This window comes from Paraliomyxa miuraensis (assembly GCF_026337845.1).
GTDB lineage: Bacteria > Myxococcota_A > Polyangia > Nannocystales > Nannocystaceae > Paraliomyxa > Paraliomyxa miuraensis.
The window spans coordinates 519407-543871 of the sequence record NZ_JAOVZF010000160.1 but is presented as its reverse complement, the minus strand read 5'-3'; the positions used below and the strand labels follow the sequence as shown (position 1 = coordinate 543871).

General features: G+C 70.7%; 20 protein-coding genes and 1 pseudogene. 18 read left to right on the top strand and 3 right to left on the bottom strand.

Annotated elements, in window-relative coordinates; translation table 11 throughout:
• The 4 genes and pseudogenes from OEB96_RS35500 to OEB96_RS35485 form a co-directional block, all read left to right on the top strand.
• Nucleotides 1-709 (top strand): annotated as a pseudogene (locus tag OEB96_RS35500) (HNH/ENDO VII family nuclease); the annotation flags it as partial.
• Nucleotides 709-1167: an SMI1/KNR4 family protein gene (locus OEB96_RS35495; protein ID WP_266221295.1), complete on the top strand. Its 459-nt coding sequence runs from the start codon at nucleotides 709-711 to the stop codon at nucleotides 1165-1167. The pseudogene OEB96_RS35500 and the gene OEB96_RS35495, both read left to right, overlap by 1 nt.
• Nucleotides 1168-1202: 35 nt before the next feature.
• Nucleotides 1203-2186, top strand: a complete 984-nt coding sequence (locus tag OEB96_RS35490; protein WP_266221294.1) for an HNH endonuclease — start codon at nucleotides 1203-1205, stop codon at nucleotides 2184-2186.
• A gap of 23 nt (nucleotides 2187-2209) precedes the next feature.
• Nucleotides 2210-2626: a DUF4265 domain-containing protein gene (locus OEB96_RS35485; RefSeq protein ID WP_266221293.1), complete on the top strand. Its 417-nt coding sequence runs from the start codon at nucleotides 2210-2212 to the stop codon at nucleotides 2624-2626.
• Between the two features lie 163 nt (nucleotides 2627-2789).
• Here the strand turns inward: OEB96_RS35485 and lon are convergent, their stop codons facing one another.
• A complete protein-coding gene (gene lon, locus OEB96_RS35480) occupies nucleotides 2790-5210 on the bottom strand; it encodes an endopeptidase La (protein ID WP_266221292.1) in 2421 nt (806 codons plus the stop codon).
• Nucleotides 5211-5366: 156 nt separating this feature from the next.
• Here lon and OEB96_RS35475 point away from each other — a divergent pair, with 156 nt between their 5' ends.
• The 9 genes from OEB96_RS35475 to OEB96_RS35435 all read left to right on the top strand — a co-directional run bounded on the left by OEB96_RS35475 (nucleotide 5367) and on the right by OEB96_RS35435 (nucleotide 16007).
• Nucleotides 5367-7493 (top strand): hypothetical protein, encoded by a 2127-nt coding sequence (locus OEB96_RS35475; protein WP_266221291.1) that lies wholly within the window; start codon nucleotides 5367-5369, stop codon nucleotides 7491-7493.
• Nucleotides 7494-7636: 143 nt separating this feature from the next.
• Entirely contained in the window at nucleotides 7637-8932 is a 1296-nt protein-coding gene (locus OEB96_RS35470) for a hypothetical protein (protein ID WP_266221290.1), read from the top strand.
• Between the two features lie 19 nt (nucleotides 8933-8951).
• A complete protein-coding gene (locus tag OEB96_RS35465) occupies nucleotides 8952-9329 on the top strand; it encodes a hypothetical protein (RefSeq protein WP_266221289.1) in 378 nt (125 codons plus the stop codon).
• Between the two features lie 76 nt (nucleotides 9330-9405).
• Entirely contained in the window at nucleotides 9406-10215 is an 810-nt protein-coding gene (ccsA, locus tag OEB96_RS35460) for a cytochrome c biogenesis protein CcsA (RefSeq protein ID WP_266221288.1), read from the top strand.
• A complete protein-coding gene (hemA, locus tag OEB96_RS35455) occupies nucleotides 10212-11582 on the top strand; it encodes a glutamyl-tRNA reductase (RefSeq protein ID WP_266221287.1) in 1371 nt (456 codons plus the stop codon). Before ccsA ends, hemA begins: the two co-directional genes overlap by 4 nt.
• Nucleotides 11583-11721: 139 nt before the next feature.
• Nucleotides 11722-12690, top strand: coding sequence for a hypothetical protein (locus tag OEB96_RS35450; RefSeq protein ID WP_266221286.1), 969 nt, complete (start codon nucleotides 11722-11724; stop codon nucleotides 12688-12690).
• Complete coding sequence (locus OEB96_RS35445) at nucleotides 12690-14333, top strand: DUF1588 domain-containing protein (RefSeq protein WP_266221304.1); 1644 nt, start codon at nucleotides 12690-12692, stop codon at nucleotides 14331-14333. The genes OEB96_RS35450 and OEB96_RS35445 overlap by 1 nt, the downstream gene beginning before the upstream one ends.
• A gap of 37 nt (nucleotides 14334-14370) precedes the next feature.
• The gene (locus tag OEB96_RS35440; protein WP_266221285.1) at nucleotides 14371-15603 is read left to right on the top strand and encodes a DUF1501 domain-containing protein; all 1233 of its coding nucleotides are present in this window, start codon (nucleotides 14371-14373) and stop codon (nucleotides 15601-15603) included.
• Nucleotides 15600-16007: a hypothetical protein gene (locus OEB96_RS35435; RefSeq protein ID WP_266221284.1), complete on the top strand. Its 408-nt coding sequence runs from the start codon at nucleotides 15600-15602 to the stop codon at nucleotides 16005-16007. Before OEB96_RS35440 ends, OEB96_RS35435 begins: the two co-directional genes overlap by 4 nt.
• Before the next feature lie 14 nt (nucleotides 16008-16021).
• Here OEB96_RS35435 and OEB96_RS35430 read toward each other — a convergent pair whose 3' ends face one another.
• The gene (locus tag OEB96_RS35430; protein WP_266221283.1) at nucleotides 16022-17866 is read right to left on the bottom strand and encodes a hypothetical protein; all 1845 of its coding nucleotides are present in this window, start codon (nucleotides 17864-17866) and stop codon (nucleotides 16022-16024) included.
• Between the two features lie 136 nt (nucleotides 17867-18002).
• Between OEB96_RS35430 and hemC the strand changes: the two genes are divergently transcribed.
• The 3 genes from hemC to OEB96_RS35415 all read left to right on the top strand — a co-directional run bounded on the left by hemC (nucleotide 18003) and on the right by OEB96_RS35415 (nucleotide 22183).
• Entirely contained in the window at nucleotides 18003-18944 is a 942-nt protein-coding gene (gene hemC / locus OEB96_RS35425) for a hydroxymethylbilane synthase (protein ID WP_266221282.1), read from the top strand.
• A gap of 140 nt (nucleotides 18945-19084) precedes the next feature.
• Nucleotides 19085-20569: a hypothetical protein gene (locus tag OEB96_RS35420; RefSeq protein ID WP_266221281.1), complete on the top strand. Its 1485-nt coding sequence runs from the start codon at nucleotides 19085-19087 to the stop codon at nucleotides 20567-20569.
• A gap of 78 nt (nucleotides 20570-20647) precedes the next feature.
• Nucleotides 20648-22183 (top strand): ATP-binding protein, encoded by a 1536-nt coding sequence (locus OEB96_RS35415; RefSeq protein ID WP_323137467.1) that lies wholly within the window; start codon nucleotides 20648-20650, stop codon nucleotides 22181-22183.
• Here the strand turns inward: OEB96_RS35415 and gspC are convergent.
• Entirely contained in the window at nucleotides 22180-23190 is a 1011-nt protein-coding gene (gspC, locus tag OEB96_RS35410; protein WP_266221279.1) for a type II secretion system protein GspC, read from the bottom strand. The genes OEB96_RS35415 and gspC overlap by 4 nt on opposite strands.
• Before the next feature lie 311 nt (nucleotides 23191-23501).
• Between gspC and OEB96_RS35405 the strand changes: the two genes are divergently transcribed.
• Nucleotides 23502-24038: a hypothetical protein gene (locus tag OEB96_RS35405; RefSeq protein WP_266221278.1), complete on the top strand. Its 537-nt coding sequence runs from the start codon at nucleotides 23502-23504 to the stop codon at nucleotides 24036-24038.
• A gap of 6 nt (nucleotides 24039-24044) precedes the next feature.
• A complete protein-coding gene (locus OEB96_RS35400) occupies nucleotides 24045-24380 on the top strand; it encodes a hypothetical protein (protein ID WP_266221277.1) in 336 nt (111 codons plus the stop codon).
• Nucleotides 24381-24465 lie beyond the last annotated feature (85 nt).

Genomic DNA, 24465 nt, shown 5'->3' with positions numbered 1-24465 from the left:
CACGGCCGGCCACACGCGTCACGGCAGCGACGCCGGACAGCCCGGCGGTACGCCGGAGTTCACGATCCGGGTGACCCCGGACATATGCGCCGAGATCGCCGCGTGCTCGGGCGGCGTGACCAAGCGGGGCCCGGTCTACATCTGGGACGCCCCGATCGACGACTGGGCCCGCACCGCGGTCGACATCGGGACCGACTTCATCCCGGTCGTGTCGACGCTCAAGTCGGTGTACGATGCGGTCCAGCGGCTCGACAATGGCGAGGACACTCTCGACGTGCTCATGTCCTCCGGGGCGGAGGGGCTACTCGGCCTCATCCCCGGCGGCAAGGCAGGCAAGCGGCTCGGCGATGCCGTCGATGCGGTCGCCGACGTCGCAGACGCAGCGGGCGGCGTGCGGAAGGCCGCAGGGAGGACCGGTCGGGTCAGCGGAGACGCACTGAAAGCTGCCCGTTCCGAGTTCAACAAGGTCAAGCCACAGTTCTGGAAGGACGAAGCCGGGAGAAACCCGGGAGCGTGGTCCGCTGATGCTCTCGCTCGCATGAAGCAGGGAAAGGCTCCAATCGGCGCCGATGGGCACCCGATGGAGCTTCACCACCGAACGCCGCTGGCTGAGGGCGGAACGAACAGCTTCGACAACCTCGCTCCGATGATGCGGACAGAGCACCGTCTCGGCCCCAACTACAAGAAGAACCACCCAAATTTACCGTGATGGAGATTGCGATGGCGCTCGATGAAATGAATCGCGCCCTCAAGGCGCGGAATGATGTGGCAGTCGGCGAGGGTGCTCTCGATGAGGCGATCGACCTCGCCGAGGCCCAGCTCGAGGTGGCCTTTCCACCCGACGTGAGGGAGTATCTGAGGCGGTTCGGGCACGTGGAAGTTGGTCATCTCGAGTTCTTCGGCCTAGGCCGTGGGATTCCGAGCTACCTGGACATCGTGCAAGTGACAACCAGCGAGCGCACCGAGACAGGCTGTCCACTGCCCAAACATCTCGTCCCAGTCCTGAACGATGGCGGCGGAAATCTATACTGCGCATTCTCCGCAAACGCGAGGATGTCCGGTATCGTGCTTTGGGATCACGAGGCTGGGCCGGACCAAGTCCCCGAGCCAATCGCTTCATCGTTGGAGGCGTGGTTCCTCGATGTCTTGCGTGAACTGGACGCGTAGCAAGCCTGCCATCCCACCCGTCCGGGAGGTTCTTCTTGCCCGACCCGCTGGTGGTCTCGCCGCTCGACGGTCAGGCGTACAACCGCTGGAGCTACGTGCACAACCGGCCGCTGGTCGCGACCGATCCCACGGGCTACACCGGGAGCTTCGGCAGCTCGGACGACGACGTGCGGGCGCTGCCGCGACTGTGCGACAGCGAGACCCACTGCTACCGCCCGATCGTCGTCCCCGATCCCAACTCCCCGAGTTCCGCGCTGGACTCGTGGAACCGCGCCGTGGCGATGTTCGACGCGTACAACGGGATCGGCCAGGGCGGCCCGAGCCACAACCCGCACACGGCCGGCGACACCCGCCGCCGCGACGACTCCGGCCAGCCCGGCGGCACGTCGGAGTTCACGATCCGGGTGACCCCGGACATGTGCGCCGAGATCGCCGCGTGCTCGGGCAGCGTGACCAAGCGGGGCCCGGTCTACATCTGGGACGCCCCGATCGACGACTGGGCCCGCACCGCGGCGGACATCGGGACCGACTTCATCCCCGTCGTGTCGACGCTCAAGACGGTGTACGCTGCGGTGCAGCGGCTCGACAATGGCGAGAGTGCATTCGACGTGCTCATGTCCTCCGGGGCGGAGGGACTGCTCAGCCTCATCCCCGGCGGCAAGGCAGGCAAGCGGCTCGGCGATGCCGTCGATGCGGTCGGAGACGTCGCGGACGCGGCCGGGGATGTGCAGAAGGCTGCGAGAACCGCTGGCGGACCAAGGGCAGGCAAGCCTTTCACTCGAAAGGGGAAGGCCGAGATCGATACGGCGAATGCCCAGCGGAATGGAGGTGTGAACCTCTGCGAGAATTGCGGAACGCAGGTCGTGCCGGGACAGAGGTCTCAGCGTGGTGTCCGTCCGCCAGGGAACGAACGCCAACGCGATCATATCATCCCGAAGAGTAAGGGTGGGGATGGATCTCCGTCGAACGGCCAAGTCCTCTGCCGCGATTGCAACCTAGACAAGAGCGACAAGCTATGACTGAACCAGGACGCTCCAAACATGTGAAGGTGCTCTTCGAAGTGGAAAACGAGGGCGGGCAAGTTGAGTTCGAGAGTCTCTGGGCCATTCCAGTTCCGAACGGCTATCAACTGGACAACATACCGTTCTATGCGAGAAATGTGGCATACAACGACATCATCTCTGCCCAGGCTGATCAAGACGGAGCGTTGCGATACGCAGGGCTGAACGCTGCCTCGGGGCACAGCACGATTCGACTCTGGTTTGCGGACGAGCTGAACGTTGCGAAGGTGCGTGACCATCTTCGAGAGATGGGGTGCTCTTCGGAGCTAGACTTGTCGCGGCTTGTCGCGGTCGACGTGCCCCCATCAACCCCATATTCAAGGGTGCGCGCGTACCTCGATCAACTAGAGGCCGCAGGGGTCTTCGAGTACGAAGAGGCATGTCTCGGACAAGAATGACGGCAGGCCTGCCATTCACGATCCGGGTGCCCCCGGAATGTGCGCCGAGAGCGTGACCAAGCGGGGCCCGGTCTACATCTGGGACGCACCGATCGACGACTGGGCCCGCACCGCGGTCGACATCGGGACCGACTTCATCCCGGTCGTGTCGACGCTCAGGTCGTCACTGGGCCGCGTCGGCGTCGGGGTCGGCGTCCACGGGTGCGGGCGCTGGCTCGGGCTCGAGCAGGCACAGCGAGAGCACGTCGTCCACGTGGTCCACGTAGTGCAGCCGAAGGTCCTGGCGCACGCGCTCGGGGATGTCCGGCTCGTCCTTGGCGTTCTGCCGCGGCAGGATCACCTGCCGGATGCCCGCGCGGTGGGCGGCCAGCACCTTCTCGCGCACGCCACCGATCGCGAGCACTCGGCCCCGGAGCGTGACCTCGCCCGTCATGGCGATGTCCGTCCGCGCCGGTCGTCCGGTGAGCACGGACACGAGGGCGGTGGTCAGGGTGATCCCCGCGCTCGGGCCGTCCTTGGGGACCGCGCCCGCCGGGACGTGCACGTGCACGTCGTGCTTGCCGATGAAGTTGGGGTCGAGCCCGTAGCGATGGGCATCGCTGCGCACGAGGGACAGCGCGGCCTGGGCCGACTCCTTCATCACCTCGCCCAGGCGTCCGGTGAGCCGAAGCGTGCCCTCGCCCTGGGTCAGCGTGGCTTCGACGATGAGCAATCGTCCGCCCGTCGGGGTCCATCCGAGCCCGGTGACCACGCCGGGGGCGGGCGAGTGATCGACGCGCTCGTCGTGGTACTTGGGCGGGCCGAGGACGCGCAGCAGGTCGTCTCGACCCAGCCGCTGACGGGGCGCTCGACCCTGTGCGAGCTCCATCGCAACGTCGCGGAGCAGTCCCTCGAGCTCGCGCTGCAGGTTTCGCACCCCGGACTCGCGCGTGTACTCGGTGGCCAGCGACAGGAGGACGTCGTCGTCGAGCTCGAGCGCGGCGGTCTCGAGCCCGTGATCCTCGAGGGAGCGCGGCAGCAAGTAGTCGCGCGCGATCGAGATCTTCTCCTCGACGGTGTATCCGGCCAGCTCGATGATCTCGAGCCGATCGCGCAGCACGTGCGGGATCTTGTGGAGATCGTTGGCCGTGCACACGAAGATCACCCGCGAGAGATCGAAGGCGGTGCCCAGGTAGTGGTCCTCGAACGCATCGTTTTGCTCGGGGTCGAGCGCCTCGAGCAAGGCGCCGGCCGGGTCGCCGCGGAGGTCCGGCCCCCCGAGCTTGTCGATCTCGTCGAGGAGGAACACGGGGTTCTTGGTGCCGGCGCGCTTCATGCTCTGGATGAGCCGCCCGGGGAGGGCGCCCACGTAGGTCCGCCGGTGTCCTCGGATCTCGGCGTCGTCTCGCACGCCGCCCAGCGATACCCGCACGAATTCACGGCCCAGGGTCTGCGCAATGCTGCGCCCCAGCGAGGTCTTGCCGACCCCGGGGGGGCCGGCCAGGCACAGGATGGGCCCCCGCTTCCTGGGCGCCAGCTTGCGCACGCACAGGTACTCGACGATGCGCTGCTTGACCTTCTCGAGCCCGTAGTGCTCGCGCTCGAGCAGCGCGCGGGCTGCCTCGATGTCGAGCGAGTCGGGCGTCGCGGTGGCCTCGCTCCACGGCAGGTCGGCGACCAGCTCGAGGTAGGTGCGCACGATCGTGGCCTCGCCGCTCTGAGGGTTCATGCGTCGCAGGCGGCCCAGCTCGCGATCGACGATGGTGCGGGCGTCGGGGGGCAGATCGGCCTCCTCGAGGCGGATCTCCAGCTCGGACAGGCCGTGATCGTCGTCGTCGTCGCCGAGCTCGCTCTGGATCGCCCGCAGCTTGTGCCGCAAGAGCGCCTCTTGCTCGTGCCGCGAGAGGTGCTCGCGCACGTGTCGATCGAGGTCTCGCTTGACCTGCAGCACGTGGATGCGATGACTGACGAACTCGACCACCTTGCGCAGCCGGTCGGTCACCGTGAGCTCGTGGAGGAGCTCGGCGAGCTCGGTGGACTCGAGCCCCACGTGGGTGGCGCAGAGGTCGGCGATGCGGCTCGGAGCCCGCTCGGCATTGATGACGGCCAGCCCCTGCGTGCGCTGCTTGCTCTGTGCATTGGTGGGCAGCAGGCCGTCGTGCTGCCTGACCAGGTCTTGCAGCGTGCCGGCGAGCGCATAGGCCAGGGTGGGATCCCCCATGGGCTCGTGCGCGCGTTGATAGCGGGCGATCGAGGGCGTCTGGATGCGATCGACCTCGAGCAGGTGCACGCGCTCGATGCCTCGCACGATGGCGGTCATGCGCGAGCCCACGCCCAGGAGCGCCTGGGTGACCTCGGCGAGCACGCCCACCGGATAGAGGTCCTCGAGGCCCGGGCGCTCGGTCAGCTCCTCGCGCTGGGTGGCGACGATCACCAGCCGATGGCGAGGATCGTCGCGCGGGCGCTCGCGAGCCATGCGAATGGCATCGACCGACGCGTGGCGCCCGAGCTCCACCGGCTGTCCGATCCCTGGCAGCAGGGTCATGCTGCGCAGCGGCAGGAGGGGAAGCTCCCCGGAGGCAGGGCGACGACTCGAGCCCGACATGGGCCCGTCACGTTAACACTCCGCGCTGCTCCCCGCGAGGCCAGCCGCGACCGTGGCCTGCACCCGGGCCGATCCCACCAGGAGTAGAGGGGAGTGGAGGGAGTGGCGGAGTCGTGGCGGGGAAGTGGCGGGGAAGTTGTGATAGGAAGCCGGGGCGTGGCCGAGCCCTCGACCGACCCGACTGCCTCCGAGCCCGCGCCGGAGGCCGTCCGAGCCGAGTCGGGGTCGCCGTCGGCGCTCGGGGACACATGGCTGGGAACGCTCGCGGGACCCCTTTGCCTGGTGTTGGTCAGCGGGGTCGTGATGCCACCCCATCGGGGGCTGGTGTGGCCGCTGACCCTGGCCCTGGTGATGGTGGTGGTGGGTGAGCGTCGGCTCGTCCGGCTCGCGTCGGCTCGGGTGCGGCCGGGCCTCGGGATGGGGAACCCCGTGGCTCGGACGGCGCTCCTGGGGACGGCGCTCGCCTCGGTGGCGGTGCTGGCGACCGTGCTCGCACGCGCGGCCGGCTCGCTGATGGTCGAGGTTCCCGCGGCGCTGTGGGGGGCCGGGGCCGCGATCGTGGCGGGGCTCGCATGGTCGGTGCTGGTGCGCTGGCTGCCGCAGCGCGCGAGGCCGGTGGTGCTCGTGGCATTGACGGCCACGATCCCGATCGCAGGGGTGATGGGAACGCGTTTCGAGGCGGAGGGTCCCCATGCGCACGGCTGGGCGCACAGCGGCGCGATCTTGGGGATCCACCCGTTCCAGACCACGGCGATCCTCGTCGATGGGCAGGGACCCATCGATCTGCCCATCAACGACTACGTGGAGCCCGATGGCGGACGGGGATATGGCCCCCGAGCGCTGGCCGATGCCATCGATCGGGCGCTGGCCTCGGCGGCCGACCGCGTCCACCCCGACGGCCCGGCCCGGATTCGTCGCGCGCTGCTCGACGCCGAGGTCGAGGCGGTGGTGACTCCGGCCGTGCACGAGCGGCTCGATCGAGCGCCCAACGAAGCGACGCAGCCTCGCTTCGTGGTGCGCTCGGGATCCTTTGGCCGAGGCAGCCGCGTGGAATTCGTGTGCCCCGGGCGTCGGATCGATCCTCGCGGGCCCCAGGGCGAGACGGTGATGAGCCGGATGTGTGCCGACAAGTACGCATCGGAGGCCAGCGCGGGCCTCGGGGTCACCGGACGCTGGTCCGGCTACTCCGAGGGCCGCGGTCAGGATCGCGGGGGGCTGCATGCCCTGTGGGGCTGGACGCGCGGTGACGACGTCGAGGGGCGTCGAGTGATCGAGCGAGAGACCCGGATCTGGGCGTGGATGGTGCTGGGTCTCGTGGCCGCGATGGTGCTGTTGCGCCCGCTCGCGTCGTTCGGTCGAGGCGTGCGGGGCATCGGGGGCGCGATGGGCGGCCTGGCGGTGGCGGCCCTGGTGCTCGGCGTGGTCTCGGGCGTCGGCGACCTGGCGGTGGGCGCATGGCCGGTCCGGCCTTCGTGGGAAGGAGGCTTCCAACTCGCGGCGTGGCTGCCCGCCCTGGCCCTGGGCGCGCTGCCGCTGTTCGGACTCGAGCTCCGCGCGGGCGAGGCCGGGGCGGCCCAGGCCGGTCGGGGGGTTGCCGTTCCGGCGGTCGTGGTGGTCGTGGGCACGTTGATCCTGGCCACCGCCTTGCCCGCGCTTCGCTGGGCACTGCCGTGGTCCGGCGCGGACGGGCTCGAGCTGGTGCCCTTCGTGCGCGGCCTGGCCGAGGCGATCGGCGAGCGCCACGGACTGACGATCTTCGAGGTGGAAGGGGCGGTGGCGTCGTCGCTGGTCGCGTTGCTGCTGGGAGGGGCACTGGCCACGGGGGCAGCCGGCGTGGCCGCCCGGTCTCGGCTCGGCCCGCACGGGCGCACCCCGGTCCTCGATCTCGCGTCGCTGGGGTGCGTGGTGGCGATCGCTGCGGGCCTGGTCGTTTCGCGTAAGACGGCCGGGGCCGCGGCGTTGGTGCCCGGAATGGTCGGCATGGCTCTGGTCCTGGGCAGCGGGCTGTCGAGGCTGGCGACACGGGCCCCCTCGTCCAAGGGGGCGGGGGCCATGGGGAGGGCCGTGAGGCTGGGGTGGCTGCCGCACCTTGGCTGGACCGCCCTGGGGGCCGCCTTGGTGTGGGCCGCCGTCGAGCCCCTGCCGGCGCACCCGTTCGTGACCCTGTGCACGGTGGCGGGGCTGATGATCGTGATCGGGGCGGGGGTGGCCAGCGCATTCGTGGGCCGGCCCCGGCCGGACCCCGATCCCACGCTTGAGCGCCATGGCGGAGGGCGTTTATGATGCCGCCGCTCGCGCGCCGGACGCCCATGCATCCGGGTGGCTCCCCAAGCCTTGGCTCCCCTCCGGTTTCGAGTCACCCGCACCGTCCCCACCCACCCGTCTTCGCCCAAACCGTCTTCGCCCAAACCAAGGCCTCCAACGCGATGACCGCTTCCTCTTTCCACCGCGCGTCCAGCTTGCTCGCCGCCGCGTCGCTCGCCGCCTCACTGCCGATCCTCGCGGCGCCCTCCACCGCATTTGCGGCCGCGCCCGTGTTCTCCTCGGGCTCGGTGCTGCTGGCGGCGCCCGCCAAGCCGCCGGCCGAGCCCGCGACCGACGGTCGTACCATCGGCGTCCTGCGCTTTACCGGGTCCCCGGCCGCGTCGGAGCTACGCGCCACGCTCCAGCCGTCCCTCGAGGAGGCGGGCTTCACCGTGCGTGGGATCGCGCTCGAGCTCGGCGAGGCGACCAAGAAGGTCAAGTGCAAGGGCGCGAGCGACAGCGACGAGTGCCTGGCCGCGCTGGGCAAGTGGCTGAACGCCAACCCCAAGACCGCGGCCGACTTCATCCTGTTCGGTCGCGTCGGCGAGGGCAACGACGTCTCGCTGGTGATGTTCGACGTCACCAAGGGCCAGCGCGTCGCCACGTTCGACACCCGGTTCAACGAGGGTGATCTCATCCTGCCGATCGTGCTGCCGCAGGCGCTGGTGACCGCGCTGCAGGAGCACATGACCCCGCCGCCGCCCGCCACCGAAGAGGAACTCGCGGCCATTGCGGCGCTCGACGAGCCCGAGAAGACCCCCGAGGAGATCGCGGCCGAGAAGGAAGCGATCGCGGCGGCGGAAGCCGCTGCTGCGGCATCCCAGCAGGATCAGGTGATCGACACCGACAAGATCCAGGCCGACCTCAAGGAAGACTTCGAGACGTTTTGTCGCAACGAGCCCCGCAAGAAGCGCGAGTCCAAGGATGAGCCGCGAGATCTACGCCCCGCGTGCAAGCGAGGGCCGTTTTGGGGGTATTGGCAGCCGCGGGCGTGGGTGGCCCTGGGCCTGACCTCCGGCGCGGCCCTCGGGGCCGCCGCCATGTACACGATGGCGCTGGTGGGTCGTGGCCCCTACGGCGACGCCGTCGATGCCCTCGACGCCTACAACACGGCGGTGGGCGGCGATCCGCGGCGCGACCCCAACCTGGCCACCAACGGCGACCAGTCCTACGACGCGCTGGCCACCGAGGTCAGCCGCACCGGGGCGATCGTGCGGCGCCGCGCGATCGTGGGCGACGTGCTCCTGGGAACCACGGTGCTGCTCGGCGGCGTGCTGGGCATCATCATCTACCAGGATCGCACCGATGCGAAGCGCTTCATCAAGGAGGAGAAGTCGATCAAGGCCATCTCCGATGTGCGCGTCGGCCCCATCCTCACCCGCGAGACCCAGGGCGCCGGGTTGAGCTTCCGTTTCTAGGTTGGACCCTCGGCCCGTCATGCCACGCATCTTCGTCGCCCAGTCCCTCGTCGATCAGTGGCTCGCCGACGGCATCATCTCGCTCGACGGCGACCTGCTGCGCATGTCGGCGGTGGGGACTCCCACGTCGCTGTTCATCAATCCCGCCGTGTACTTCGAGAAGGTGGATGGTGACGAGCCCGATCCCTACCAGGTGGTGGGCTGCGTCAAGAGCTCGCAAGAGCTGGCCCAGATGGGGGCCGAGCACTTCGACACCTCGGTGGTGCTCGGTGAGCTCGCCTACACGGTCATGCCGGGCTTCATCGCGGTGCCCGTGGGACCCGACGGGACCGAGACCCTGATGGATGGGGCGGCGTGGGCGCGGCTTCAGGGAGCCCTGGCCCTGATGGCGGGCTAGGTGCGTCCGCGCGCGCCGGGGCCACGGCGAGGGTGCGCAGACCGTCCGTGATCGGGCATGCTCTGGTCCACGGGCGATGCTGATCTTGTTCATCCTGGCCGCGGTGGCGTATGGCGCGGCGACCTTTGCCTACGGCAGCCGAGCCACCGAGCGCGAGGGTGAGGACGACAGCGGGCCGTTTCGCTACGCACGCTTGCTGCTGGCCGTGGCCGCGGCGCTGCACGTGTTCGCGATCGGGGCGCAGTGCGTGCACGGGGATCACCCGCTCAAGAACATCTACCTGGCCACGAGCTTCGGCACCCTGATCGCGGTCGGTGGCTATCTCGCGCTGGCCCGGCCGGGCAAGGGGCTCGATGCGCTGGGCCCGGTGCTCGCTCCGCTGGGGCTGGTGGGCCTGGCGCTCGGCGTGATGTTCAGCGACGTGGTGGGAACCGCGGGGACCGTCCCCGGGGGCAAGGACGTGGGCAGCGCCCACGTGGCGTTTGCCTCGGCCGGCCTGGCCGGGTTCACGCTGGCCGCGGGCGTCGCGGGGCTCTATCTGGGGATGGAGCGCAGGCTGCGGAGCAAGCAGTTTCGTCCGGGAGGCGGAGGCCTGAGCCTGCAGGGGCTCGATCGCCTGCACCATCGCCTGGTGCTGGTGGTCACGCCGGTCTTCACGCTGGCCATGGTGACGGGCGTGCTGTGGATGGTGGAAGAAGGCGGGCTGCAGCTGATGCGTGGGCGCATGTTCGAGGTCGCGGCCGCGGTGGTGGCCTGGGTCGCCTCGGTGGCGCTGCTGGTGTCGCGCGCGATCTGGGGGACCCGCGGGCGACGCTCGGCGTGGCTCACCCTGGTGGCGTTCCTGGCCATCGTCCTCATCGTCGTTTCCTACGGGGTGCGCTCGTGAGCTCCGAGCTGTTCGCCGTGGGCATCAACCACAAGGGCGCACCGGTCGAGCTGCGCGAGCGGCTGGCCGTCGACGACGATCAGCTCACGGGGCTGCTGCGGGCGCTGCGGGAGCGCGCGGGGCTGCCCGAGGCGATGATCGTCTCGACCTGCAATCGGGTCGAGATCTACGGGGTGGCGCCCAAGGCCGAGCTCGCGCGCGGCGTGCTGGAGATCCTGGCCTCGCTGCGCTCGCTCGATCCGCGACACCTCCAGGAGCACTTCTTTGCCCGCGCGCACGTCGATGCGGCGCGCCACATCTTCCGCGTGGCCGCGAGCCTCGAGAGCCTGGTGGTCGGCGAGCCGCAGATCCTGGGGCAGGTCAAGGCCGCGTTCTCGCGCGCGCGGGAGGATGGCGCCGTGGGACCGGTGCTCGATCGCTGCATGAGCCTGGCGTTCAAGTGTGCCAAGCGAGTGCGCAACGAGACCGACGTCGCGCGGGGTGGCGCGAGCGTGCCGTCGGTCGCGGTGGATCTGGCGCGGAGCATCTTCGGAGACCTGGCCGGCACCTCGGTCGCGGTGCTCGGCGCCGGCGAGATGGCCGAGCAGGCCGCGCTGCACCTGCAGGCGGCCGGGGCCGCCGAGATCGTGGTCGTCAACCGCTCGCGTGAGCGAGGGCAGGGGCTGGCGGCCAAGGTCGAGGGGCGCTACGAGCCGTGGGACCGACTCGAGCCCCAGCTGCGCAGGGTCGACATCGTGATCGCGAGCACCGCGGCGCACGACCCGGTGATCAACCGCAGGATGCTCAAGCCGGTGATGCGATCACGACGTCATCGGCCGCTGTTCCTGGTCGACATCGCGGTGCCACGCGACGTGGACGTGGACGTGACGCGCCTCGACGACGTGTTCCTCTACAACGTCGACGACCTGCAGGGCATCGTCAACGACAACCTTCGCAGCCGCCGCGGCGAGGCCGACAAGGCCGATGCGCTGGTGGAGCAGGAGGTGGCGACGTTCGGCCAGTGGCTGCGCTCGCGCGCGATCGGCCCCTTGATGGGCCAGCTGCAGGCACACGGGCGCGGGGTCGCCGAGGCCGAGCTCGCGCGCGTGATGCCCAAGCTCGGCACGCTGACCCCGGCGCAGCAGCAGCTGGTGGAGCAGCTCGGTCGACAGATCGTCCAGAAACTCCTGCACAAGCCCATGGCCAACCTGCGGCGGGCCTCGGCCGAGGGGGTGGATGGCTTCGACGGGGTCATGCTGGCGGAGGCGCTCGCCGTGTTGTTCGAGCTCGAGACGGGCGCCAGCACGGCGGACGAGCCCGAAGACGAGGCCGCGGCCGACGTGCAAGAGTCCGATCCATCGGCCAGCGGTGCTCGTCGCACGGCGTAGTCGGGACTGCAGGGCGTGATTCCGCTCGGTGTCCGAGTGGCCAATCGATGGCGATCGAGATCACGGGCGAGTGGACGAGGACACGAGTTTCACTCCGATCGTCCACCCGGACGCGACACCATCCGCTATCATCCCGTCGATGTGTTCGGCTCGGCGGGTGGTGCTCGCGGTTGCCATGGCGATGGCCTGCGACGCAGGCGGTGACGCGGAGGAGGGGGCCGACGAAGGCGAGCGGCCCTCCCCCTATGCCGACGACGGTGACGATCCCGAGGCCGAGCCTCCGGGGCTCGGTCCCGACGAGGTGCGTGCGTCCGCGATGGCGGGGTTGCAGGCCTTCGTGGCGCTGCAGCCCGACGAGGTGACCGATGCCTTCGAGACCATGATGGTGCTCGAGGACGGCTGCCCCGAGGAGCAGCTCGCGGTCAGCGAAGGAGAAGGCTCGGTCATCACCTGGTACACCGAGGGCTGCGTCACCAGCACCGGGCTCGCGCTGCGTGGTGGAGGGCGCTTCGAGAGGTTCGGGTTCGTCGACGGCGATCGCGTGGTGGAGGGCGTCACGCTGTCGTCCGAAGGCGGAGCGATGCGCATGGACACGAGCGATGGGCGCTGGCTCGAGCTGTCGGGCTACGTGTACCACGAGCGCGGGAGCTCGCCCGACGGCAACGACAGCTACTTCGAGATCAACGGTCGCCTCGCGGCCGACCAGACCACCGCCGCCGGCTCTGCGCTGCTCGACGGGCGCTCGTTCGCGCAGGGGGGCCTCTATAGCTACGCGGGCGGCGGCTACCAGGTGCTCGGCGGGCAGGGATCGCTGGGCGGCGAGCTCGTGAGCCCCGCGCAGGCGTTCCAGTTCTCGGAGCTGCTGCTGGTCCCGCAGGCGTGCGGGGTCGAGCCGGGGGGCACGATCTCGGTGCGCGACGACGTGGGCTACTGGCACGACGTGGTGTTCGATGCGTCCACGTTCGAAGGCGACGAGGAGCCCGTGTTCGAACCAGATCTGTGCGACGGCTGCGGGACCTACGTGGTGGCCGGCGAGCTGCTCGGGGATCTGTGCGTGGAGCGATCCGACATGGAGGCGCTGCTGGCCTGGGAGGAGTTCCCGTGGTGATGGACGCGATCGGGCGGGGACGCGGGCTCGTGGCGTGCGCCTGGCTCGTTGCCGCGGGCTGCTCGGAGCGTGACGCCGAGGGCGTCGATGCGCGCACGGGCCTTGCGCCCACCGAGCTGCTCGTGCGGGCGAGCCTCGATCTACGCGGGGTCCGGCCGTCCGCGGACGAGCTGGACGCGGTGCGCGACGACCCCGAGCGCGTGGGGGAGCTCGTCGCGGGGTTCGTGGACGATCCCGCCTTCGGCGAGCGCATGAAGGACGTGTTCGCGGGAGCGTTTCGCACCCGGACCGACTTCTATCCGCCGTTCGATTCCCTGGTCGACGAGGAGTACGAGGTGGACGAGCAGATGGCCCTCTACGCCGCGATCGGCGAGGAGCCCCTCGAGCTGCTGGCCGTGATCGCGCTCAATGATCGGCCGCTGACCGAGCTGCTGCGCTCGCCGGTGACCTATGTCGATCCCTCGCTCTTGCCGCTGTGGCCGCTCGAGGAGGTCGAGCCCGAGCCCTCACTGCGGCTGCCGCCCGGGGTGGTGGCGGCGCGCTACGTCGACGGCCGACCCGAGGCCGGGGTGCTCGGCATGAACTCCTTGTTCTGGCGCCACTCGTCCACGGTGGAGAACGCTAATCGAGGGCGGGCCAACGCGCTGTCGCAGGCGCTCTTGTGCCAGTCGTACCTCGACCGTCCGATCGACTTCCCCTCGGATCTCGACCTCACCGACTCGGAGTCGATCCGCCACGCCATTGCGACCAACGCCGCGTGCCAGGGCTGCCACTCCACGCTCGATCCGCTCGCGAGCTACCTCTGGGGCTACGTCTATCCCGAGGCGGAGCGGCCACAGCCCCACTACGTGGTGGAGCAGGAGCGGGCCTGGCAGATCCACACGGATGCCCGGCCCGCCTACTTCGGCCGGCCCGGCGAACGCCTGGTGGATCTGGCCGAGCACGTCGCCGAGGACGAGCGCTTCGTCGGGTGCGCGGTGCGACGGGTCTACGAGGGCATGCTGGGCCGCAAGGCGCGGCTCGAGGACGAAGGGGCGCTGGCGGTGCACCGCGAGGCGTTCCTGAGCGGTGGGCTCACCCTGCAGGCCCTGGTGCGCTCGATCCTCGAGGACCCGAGCTATCGGGGCGAGGCGTGGTCGCCTCGCTTCGGCGGCGAGCCGGCCCCGGTCTACGAGAAGGTCGCGCCGGTCGGCGTGCTCGGCCGCTCGCTGACCCACCTGACCGGCTACGAGATGCGCTTCGTCGGTCGGTCGGCCACCAGCCTCGATCTCGCGCTGCGCTCGCTGGCGGGGGGCTCGGATCGAGGGGACACCACCAACGTGTCGACCGGCGCGGTGCTGGTCCAGCGTCGCCTGGCCGAGGCCGGGGCGATCCATGCGGTGACCGCCGTGCTCGAAGGCCGCGATGGCGGCGGCACGCTGCATGCGTTCCTGGCCGACCGGGATCTCGATGCCGCGCCCACGCGGGCGCAGCTGGTCGGGCTCGTGCGGCTCGTTCGCAGCCGCGCGCGGTCCTCGGACGACGCCGAGATCGAGGCGCTGGCCGGGGTCTGGGACGACGTCGCGGCGCTGTCGGGACCTCACGAGGCCTGGATCGCGGTGGTGACGGCCACGCTCGCGGATCCCGATCACCTGCTCTACTGAACCTCCCACCCTCCAACCCTTCCACGGTCGATTGCACATGCTGACGCGAAGGAGCTTGATCGGATCCCTGGCTGCCTCCACGGCGGTGCTGGCTGCCACTCCGGCGGTGCTGGCCGATCGTGGCGACGCTCGCTGTCGGTTCCTGTTCATCAACGCCGAGGGCGGCTGGGATCCGCTGTGCGTGTTTGCGCCGATGTTCGACTCGGCCGAGATCGAGCTCGAGCCCGACGCCGAGCCCTGGACGATCGGAGGCTTGTCACTGGTCGATCACCCCCAGCGGCCGCTCACGCGCGGGTTCTTCGAGCGGCGTCACGGTGACGTGGCCCTGCTGAACGGGGTCTCCACCCGCAGCGTCAACCACGAGACCTGCCAGCTGGTGGCGTTGACCGGCTCGACCTCGGAGGAGCGTCCCGACTGGGCGACGCTGCTCGGCCAGGCGCAGCGCGACGACAACCCGCTGCCGCACCTCGTGGTCAGCGGACCCTCCTTTCCTGGGCCCTACGCGGTGTTCGTGAGCCACGCCGAGGGGCTGCTCCAGCCCACCATCGATGGCTCGATCCTGCTGCGGTCGGAGGCGCCGCTGCCCCTGCCTCCCGCCCCCTCGTCGCGGGTCGTCGATCGCTTCCTCCATGCGCGCGGGGCCGCACGGGCCAGCGTGGCTCCCCAGGCGCCCATGCTGTCGGACTACCGCGAGGCGCTGGCCCGCGCCCGCTCGCTGTCGGATGCGGGCCTTCAGCTCCGCCTGGTCAGCGGCGAGGACTTTCGCGGCAGGCTGCAGACGGCGGTCTCGGCGTTGGCGTCGGGCGTGTGTCGCTGCGCCACCGTGGGCACGGGGTTCTCGTGGGACACGCACGACGACAACCGCCTGCAGACCGGGCTGTTCGAGGGGTTCTTTGGGGACCTCGACGAGCTGCTCGTGACGCTGGCCGAGACGCTCGGCCCCGGAGGCCAGCCCCTGGCCCAAGACACCGTGGTGGTGGTCACCTCCGAGATGGCCCGCACCCCTGCCTTCAATGGCACGGGCGGGCGCGATCACTGGCCCTTCACGTCGATGATGGTGATGGGACCGGGAATCGTGGGGGGCCGGTCCTTTGGGGGGTTCACGTCGCTCTATACGGGAATCGGGGTCGGCTCGGATGGTGGTCCCGATCCCTCGCAGCCCGGAATCTCGGCCGAAGCCCTGGGCGCGAGCTTGTTGGTGCTGGGGGGGATCGATCCGGGCGAGGTCCTGCGGGGCGAGGTCGAGCCGATCGCGGGGCTCCTTGCATGAGGCCGAGGAGGGCGTGGGTCGCGTTCGTGGCCGGGGCCGTCCTCTTCACGGGGCTGGCGAGCGGATGCGACGAGGAATCCGGGGACGAGCCGAGTGAAAGTGAATCGGACGGTGAGCTCGCGCCTTGCGACGAGCAGTCGGTCCTCACCTACGACACCTTTGGGCGGGGGTTCCTGGCCACCTACTGTGATGGCTGCCACGGCGCGGCGGTCACCGACGAGCGCCGACGAGGAGCCCCCGTGGAGGTCGTGTTCGACACGCGGGAGGGCGCCGAGGCCTACGCGGACCGGATTCTCGCACGCACGGCTCCTCCCGACGGATCGGAGGCCACCATGCCGCCCGTGGGGGGCGTGACGGAGGACGATCGCGCGCGGCTGGTCGTGTGGCTCACGTGCTGGGAGTGAGCGTCGGGAGCCGCCTACTTGCCCTCGAGCTCTGCGCCGACCGCACGGCAGTCCTCGATCAGCGTGGGTCGGGCCTTCTTGCTCACGTGGGGGAGCAAGCGCCGGGCCTTGTCCACGTCGCCCATGGTGCATGCGGCCAGCGCCTGCACCTCGACCGCGTCGCTGCTGCGCTCCACCTTGTTGCTCGCGTGGGCCTTGTCGAACGCGGTCTTGGCATCGCCGGCTTCGAGGGCGGCGCGGGCCTGGACGAGCAGCTCGGGTCCGGTGTGACCCGCGACCTTGGAGGTCACGTCCACGCCGTGGGTGCGGCACTCCACCATGGCCTGCGAGCGAAGCTCGCGACCGAGGAGCTTGCGGAACGCGGCGCGAGCCCGGGGCCCGTCGTGCAGGGCACACGCCGCCCTCGCCATCCCGAGCAGCGCGTCCTGGCTCTGGGTGGCCTCGTAGTCGGCGGCGGCGCGCTCGTAGTCGGACGTGTCGGGCTTGACGGTGATGATCGAGGCGTCGGCATCGGGCGGCGATGGCTCGGGGGGCTCGGCGGCCTCGAACGGAGGGGTGGGGTCGGCGGCGTCGGGCGGAGGCGTGGGGTCGGCGGACGGCGGCTGGGTCTGGGTCGGGGTTGGGGTCGGGGTCGGGGTCGGGGCCGGTTCGGGAGGGCGCGGCGGCGAGGTGGGCGGCTCGGGGGCGACCGCCGCGGGCTTGGCATCGGCGTCGGACTCGTCCGTGCCGCCGGCCAACCACATGATCGCGGCGAGCGAGAGCACGACCGCGACTCCCCCGGCGATCCACGGAACGAGCGGCGTCCCGCGTGGAGGCGGCATGACATCGGCGAACGGCTCGGCGGTGCGCGGTCGCGAGGGCGCGGCCGCAATGGCGTCCACCGTGGGGGCCGGCATCGTCGGGGTCTGGCTCGCAAGCCGCGGCAGCGGGAGTCGCTCCCGGCTGGGGAGCTCGACGTCGAGCCGCGGGATCGCGTCATCGCTGATCTCGATGTCGAGATCCATGCTCTCGCTCGGCCCCGTGGAGGGGCGGGTCTGGTCGAGATCGTCGGCCGGCGGCTCGCCGAAGTCGACCGGCGAGTCGTCGGGGTCGTCGACCGGCGGCTCGTCGGAGTCGACCGGCGGCTCGTCGGGGTCGTCGACCGTGAACTCGTCCTCGTCCTCGCTCGCGTCGGGACGGTAGGGGGCGTGGGGACCGGTCGGCAGCCGGAGATCCGCGAGATCGATGAGGTCGCTCGTCTCGGCGGGGGTCGAGATCGGTACGGGTACGAGCGGGCGGGTGTCGATCATCCCGCTGAAGTCGCGGACGTCGTTCTCGAGCGGTGCATGGCTCGAGTGCGTGTTGGGCCGGAACTCCGGCGGAGGGGGGAGGGCTCCGGTCGATCGAGGCGACACGGTGGGAGGCGGCGCGAGCATGGGCGCCCCCGACTTGCTCGATCCCGCAGGGGGCAGTCGTAGATCGCCCAGGGTCGATACGGGCTCGATCGGCGCGGCGGGAGTCGCCGCGCTGCCCGGGGAGGGGAGCGTCACCTTCGGGGGAGCCGGCACGCTCCCGACCTTGGGCTGCGCGAGCTTGGGTGCCGCGACCTTGGGTGGTCCGACCTTGGGTGCCGCGACCTTGGGCGGCCCGACCTTGGGTGGCCCGACCTTGGGTGGTCCGACCTTGGGTGGTCCGACCTTGGGCGGTCCGACCTTGGGTGGCCCGGCCTTGGGCGGTCCGACCTTGGCCGGCCCGATCGTGGGTGGGGGCGCGATCTTGGGCAGGCGTGCTCTGGGCGGCGAGGGAACGGGCTTGGCAGTTCCGCTCGAGCCTTCGAGTCGCTCGTCCCGGCCGTCGTCGAGTTTGGGTCCGTCGCCCACGCCAGCGGTGATCCTGCCATGACGAGGACTCGATGTGGATGCCGAGATCGCCCGGGAGGGCCCGGGGGCAAGTCACGAGGCCGGGGCCGGTCGCGCCGGCTCTCCAAAGCGGCCGAAACCTCGTAGCCTTGCGCCGATGACCGACGCTCGACCCGTTCGAATCGGAACCCGCGGCTCGGCCTTGGCGCTGTGGCAAGCCCGCCACATCCGCGACGAGCTGATGACCGAGCATCCCGGCTTGGAGGTCGAGCTGGAGATCATCACCACCGAGGGCGATCGCGTGCAAGACCGTCCCCTGCACGAGATAGGAGGCAAGGGGCTGTTCGTTCGCGCCATCGAGCAGCGGCTGCTCGACGGCACGGTGGACGTGGCCGTGCACAGCATGAAGGATCTCCCGGCCTTCGGTCCGCCGGGACTGATGATCGCGTGCACCCCCCCCCGCGAGGATCCCCGCGACGCGTTGGTCGGTCCGGCCGGCGCCACCCTGGCCACGCTCCCCGCGGGCTCGCGCGTCGGCACGGGCAGCCTACGGCGGGGCGCGCTGGCGCGACGGATCAACCCCGGGGTCGAGATCGTGCCCATCCGCGGCAACGTGCCCACGCGCATGGGCAAGGTCGACGCGGGCGAGCTCGACGCGGTGCTGCTGGCCGCGGCCGGTCTTCGCCGGCTGGAGCAGGCCGCCCGCATCGTCGAGTACCTCGATCCCGACGCGTTCTGCCCCGCGCCGGCGCAGGGGATCCTGGCGCTGCAGTGCCGGGAGGATGATGCTCGCATCCGCGGCCTGCTCGCGGCGCTGGCCGACGACGATGCCACGCTCGCGTCGGCCGCCGAGCGCGGGTTCGTCCAGCGTCTGCAGGCCGGCTGCACCGTGCCCATGGGGTGCCACGCCACCCGCGTGGGCGATGAGGTCGTGCTCTACGGGCTGGTGGTGCATCCCAGCGCGGCGCCCTGCTTCGAAGCACGGCGCCGTGGACCCGCGGATCGGGCCGCTGCGCTCGGGCGCTCGTTGGCCGAGGAACTGCTGGCGGCCGGGGCCGACCGGGTGCTCGCCGCACTCGCGACGACGAGCCCGGGCTGACGCCTCGGGATGCGGCCCACGGCCACGCACGTTGCGTCGTCCCGCTCACGTCTGCGCGCGTCGGGACGGGCTGGGGACGGGTCGGGGGCGGCCGATTGGGCCCCCGCGGGCCGTCGCTCCACGCTACCGTCGCAAGCACCATGCGCATGCGATCGAACTCGTGGGTGCCGCTGCTCCTGTGCCTGGGCTGCTACTCCGGGCCGCTGCCTGCGGGCGACGCGACCGACGGCAGCGGAGGCAGCGAGGATGGCGGCACCGCCGGCACCGTCGGCACCACGACGAACGCGGGCACGATGGGCACGACCACCTCCACCACCACCTCGACCGAGCCGACGTCGACCGGGAGCACCGGTGCGACCGAGTCGGCCGACTCCACGGGCGAGGAGCCGCCCGTCGAGGGGCCGCTGCTCGATCGTCTCGAGGTGACCGACGTCGAGCTCCCCGAGGGGGTCAAGGCGGGGGTGAGCAACTGGCGGATCTGGGGCACCGGCCCGCTCCTGGTCGCTCCCGTGTTCACGGTGCCGCTCGCCAACTGCGGCACGCTGGTGGGCCTGACCACCGGCGCCGGCTCGCTCACGGCCCGCGTGGCGGTGCTCGACGCGGACGATGCACTGGTGGAGGTGCTCGACCTCGCGTCGGGCCTCGAGCTGCGCGGTCTCGCGGCCGAGGACGATGGGCACTTTGGAGCCCTCGTGTGGGACGACGCGGCCAATCGGATCTGGGTGCGCCGCTACGATCTCACCGGGGCCGAGCTCTCGTCGACCGAGCTGACCAACGCCGACAACGATCCCACGGACTTCGGGATCGGCGACAGCCGCCTCGAGCACGGGGGCGGTACCTACGGCGCCTACTACCACGTGCACTCGCTGTCGGGTCACGAGGGCGACACCCTCAAGTGGGTGGCGGCCGACACCGGGATGCAGACGACCGGGTGGGCGTGGGGCTGCTCGCACAGCATGAGCAACCTGCTGCGCTGGAACGCGGCGGCCGACCGCTTCTTGCCGGTGTGCGTCACCGATTGCTACCCGGGAACCTCGGGAGACTTCGCCACCAACAGCATCGGCGGGGTCTACCTCGACCACTCGCAGGGCCACGTGATCGACGTGGATGCGGGCTGCAATGGCAGCGTGGCGGGCGAGCTGGGCGGCGCGGCGCCCTCGCCCGACGGCTGGGCGCTGGTGTTCAATGCCCACCAGGCCCCGGCCACGCCGGGGCAGGGATCCTACGATCCCGGCACCATGAACCAGGACGTGGCGCTGTCGATGATCTCGGGCACCCTCGCCCCGGGTCCGGTGGTGTGGCTGACCGACACCGCCGGCATCGACGAGGACGACGCCTCGATCGCACGCTGGGAGCCGGCGGGGGACGACGCCGAGCAGTACGTGGTCGGCTGGCACGAGCGCGACGTGGAGCGCTGGCTGCTGGCGCGCATCGACCCCGCCGGGGCGTTGCTCGAGGGACCGGTCGACGTCGGCGGCGTGGCTCGGTGGGGACGCCGTGACGATCCCTTCCGCGAGCACTACGACGGCGACGTGATGTGGGCGTGGTTCGATGCCCCGGGGAGCACCACGCTCCACGTGGCTCGGCTGCGCTCGGGTGGCAGCCATCGCTGCGCTCCGTTCTGATCCGCGTCCTGATCCGCGCCGTGGAAGAATCCCCTACGCAATCGATGCGCGCGGGGATGGCTTGCATGGCTCGCGCGCGTGTGCGATCGAGGCGTTCGCACCGGATCGGTCGTGAAGGAAGGGGACGACAGCTACCGCCAGGCATGGCAGGCAGCGCCGATGGCCATTCTCACCCTCGACGCCGAGGGCAGCGTGCGCAGCTCCAACCCGGGCGCCGAGCGACTGTTCGGGCGGTCGCGCGAGCTGCTGCAGGGCGTCGCGCTGGAGTCGTGCTCGCATGCCCTCGATCGCGGTGCGCTGCGGCAGATGCTCGGCGAGGCGCTCGCGGGCGGGGTCCCCCCGCGTCAGGAACTCCGGTTCGTGCGCGCCGACGGCAGCGAGGTGACCACCGGCTTCAGCGTGGCCCCGACCCGCGATCCCGCCCGAGGTTCCGACGGACAGCTGGTCTGCATCCTGCGGGACCTGACCCGCGAACAAGCGTTTCGCCCCCAGCTCTTGCACACCGAGCGCATGGCGTCGATCGGCGCGCTGGCCTCGGTGGTCGCCCACGAGCTCAACAACGCGCTGGCGGGAGCCTCGGGCTGTCTACAACTGCTGCCTCGGCCCAGCGATCCCGGCGCGGCCGAGCTGTTCGATGCGACCAGGAGCGAGCTGCAGCGCGCGGCCGACATCGTCAAGGAGCTCAAGGGCTACGCGCGGGCCGAGGACGGCATGGCGGAGCGGGTCGAGCTGCCGGGCCTGTTGGAGCGTCTTCGGCGGCTGCAGCGATTCCACCACGGGGTGTCGGAGGCCGCCGCCGCCCTCGAGCTCCAGCTCGATGATGCGCTGCCCGTGTTGGTGGGCAATGCCAACCAGCTGCTGCAGGCGCTGCTCAACCTGGTGCGCAACGCCGAGCAGGCGACGGCGGGCTTGCCCACCGAGCGACGCGTCATCACCATCCGCGCGCGGATGCAGGCCGACGTGGTCGCGATCGAGGTCGTCGATCGCGGACCCGGCGTCCCTGCGGAGCTTCGCGGGCGGCTGTTCGAGCCGTTCTTCTCGACCAAGCCGGCGGGGGAGGGGACCGGCCTCGGCCTCACCGTGGTGCAGGCGGTCGCGGCCGGTCACGGGGGACGCGTGGAGGTCGACGAGACCCCGAGCGGTGGGGCCACCGTGCGCATGGTGCTGCCGATCGGCGAGGCCGGCCTCCGGCCGCGAGCGGCGGCCATGCCCGTGCCCGCCACCGCGGCCCCTCCCGGCCGGCTCCAGGGCATTCGTGTGCTCGCGGCCGACGACGAGCCCGTGATCCTCCGCGTGGTGGAGCGTGCCTGCCTGCGCAACGGGGCGACCGTCACTTGCGTGAGGGGGACCGCGGAGGCCGAGCAGGCGCTGCGGGATCAGCCGTTCGACGTGGTGCTGCTCGACGTTCGCATGCCGGCCGGCGGGGGTCCCGAGGTGTTTCGCACGATCGTCGCCGACCACCCCGGGCTCGTGCGTCACACCGTGTTCATGAGCGGAGACGTCTCGTCCGCCATGACCGACGTCATCGGCCGCGGCCACGCGGGGGTGATCGACAAGCCCTTCGATCTCGACACCCTGCTCGATGCGATCGAGCGCGCGCTGGCGAGGGGCTAGATGATCGAGATGTCGAGCCGCAGCTCCTGGCGCTCGCCGCTGCGGTTGCGGGTGAGATCGACCGTGAGGTGCGAGGCGTTGCGAAGCCGTGCGTAGAGCTTCATGGCGCCGTCGAGCGAGTCGAGGGGCTGGCCGTTGATCCCGGTGATCACGTCGCCGCTGCGCAGCCCGAGCATGTTGGGCACGGAGCCCGACTTGACCCGCGAGAGCCGAAAGCCCTTGAGGTCGTCGCGCGAGTAGGGGCGAGCGTTGCCCTGACCGGCGAGCACGGCGGGATTGGCCAGCAGCTGGCTGACGAACTCGCGCTTGACCGTGCAGCTCATGCCCTGGCACGAGATCGCATCGCTGGCACCGTCGATCTCGTTCTTGTTGGTCTTGGGCGGGTCCTTGCCCTCGTCCTTCGGCGTGGGCATCGCGGTGGGCACCGGCGGTGGATCGTCGGACGAGACCTGCAAGTACTCCACGCGGGTGGCGGTGCGCAGGTACACGATGCCGAGATCGACCGCGAGCAGGGTGACCTGGTCGAGCACCTCGTCGCCCTCGGCATAGACACCCGTGCCGCCGTCCTGCTTGGAGATCGTGGCCAAGGAGATGCCGGGAGCCTCGGCCTCCATGGTGGCGACCAGGGCGAGCGGGAGCTGGCTCCGCACGGCGCCGGGAAACTCGAGCTCGCCCGTCGGCGTCACGGGAAGCGCCGGCTGGGCGGCCTCCTCGGGCGGTGCGTCCTCGGGCACGCAGGTGGGGCAAAAGGCGTTGTAGCGGGTGATCCGGGTCAGCCGCGCGTCGGGCTGGGTCTTGACGGTGGGGATCTTGGGCTTGCGCTTGGACTCGTCCTCTTCGTCGTCGGCCTCCGCCTCGGCTTCATCGTCCTCGGCGGCCGCGGCCTCGGGCGGCTCGACGTCCATGACCTTCCAGCCCATGAAGGCTCCGATCGCGTGCGTGCCGAGGTAGAGCGCCACCAGGGTGGCGGCACCCGAGACCAAGCGGATCGCGACAGGGGCAGGCATACCTGGTAGGGAAGGCAACGAGAGGCCCTACGGAGCGCTGTTCTCGCGTCTCGAGTGGCCCCAGCTGGCCCCCGGAAGGACCGGGCACCAGGGCAGAGAGTAGCCCAAGCAGCGCGACCGGGCCATCCCGGGCCGATCCCGGGTCGATCCGTGGCCGATCCAGAGCCGATCCAGAGCCGATCCAGGGGGGCCCCACGAGCTCATGGGCCCGGGCGCTTGCCTCCATGGCCTCGGATGCCGTAACACACGACCTGCGGGGGGCACTGCGCCGGGCAGGCATCCCCTTCGGATCTCGAGGAGCGATTCTTCCAATGACGACCAAGACCGCGCTACTGGCGACCCTCGTGCTGGCCGTGCTCGCTTGCGAAAAGGGCGGCGAGACCACCCCTCCCACCACCGGTGGTGAGGCGACCGATACCCCCACCGACACCACCGCCGCCGGCGGGGACGCAGGCGGCGGCGAGGCAAAGACCGAGCCAGGGGCGCCCGGTGTCAAGTGGGCCGACAAGACCTATCAGCAGCGCAAGGAGTGGATGGGGATCGAGGTCCTGCCCCAGATGAAGGCGATGTTCAAGGAGTACGACGAGGCCCAGTTCAAGGGCTTCGGCTGCGACACCTGCCACGGCGCCGATGGCAAGGACAAGAACTTCGCCATGCCCACCGACTCGATCTACCCGCTGCCCAAGGACGATCCCGTGAAGGCGGCCATGGAGTACGACGAGGCGGTCACCAAGTTCATGGTCGAGAAGGTCACGCCCGAGATGGCCAGGCTCGTGGACGAGGAGCCCTACGACCCCAAGACCAAGACCGGCACCTTCGGCTGCTTCAGCTGCCATCCCACCGAGTAGGTCGTCATGCGCAAGGAACTGCAGGCCACCTTCGCCTCGACCGCGGCGGCCCTGTTCCTGGTCGGCTGCGGCAAGGAGCCGCCGGCCACCACGCCACCGGGGGGCGCGGGGGCACCGGTCGCCCAACCATCCGCCGAAGGAGCGGATGGTCTGGGGAGCGCCGATGATGCACCCGGGAGCGACGCCGAGGTCGAGTGCCTGGGCATCAACGAGTGCGCGGGCAAGAGCGCCTGCGGTGTCGCGGGCTCCCATGAGTGCGGCGGTCAGAACGAGTGCAAGGGCAAGGGCTGGATCCTCGCTCCTGCGTCCGACTGCGAGCGCAACGGCGGCACGGAGATGTAGCCGGACCACTCCGCCGTGGCGGGACGATGTTCCGTCACGATACGGGGTAGCCCTACGGGTCGCATCGATACCTACATGCTAGGGT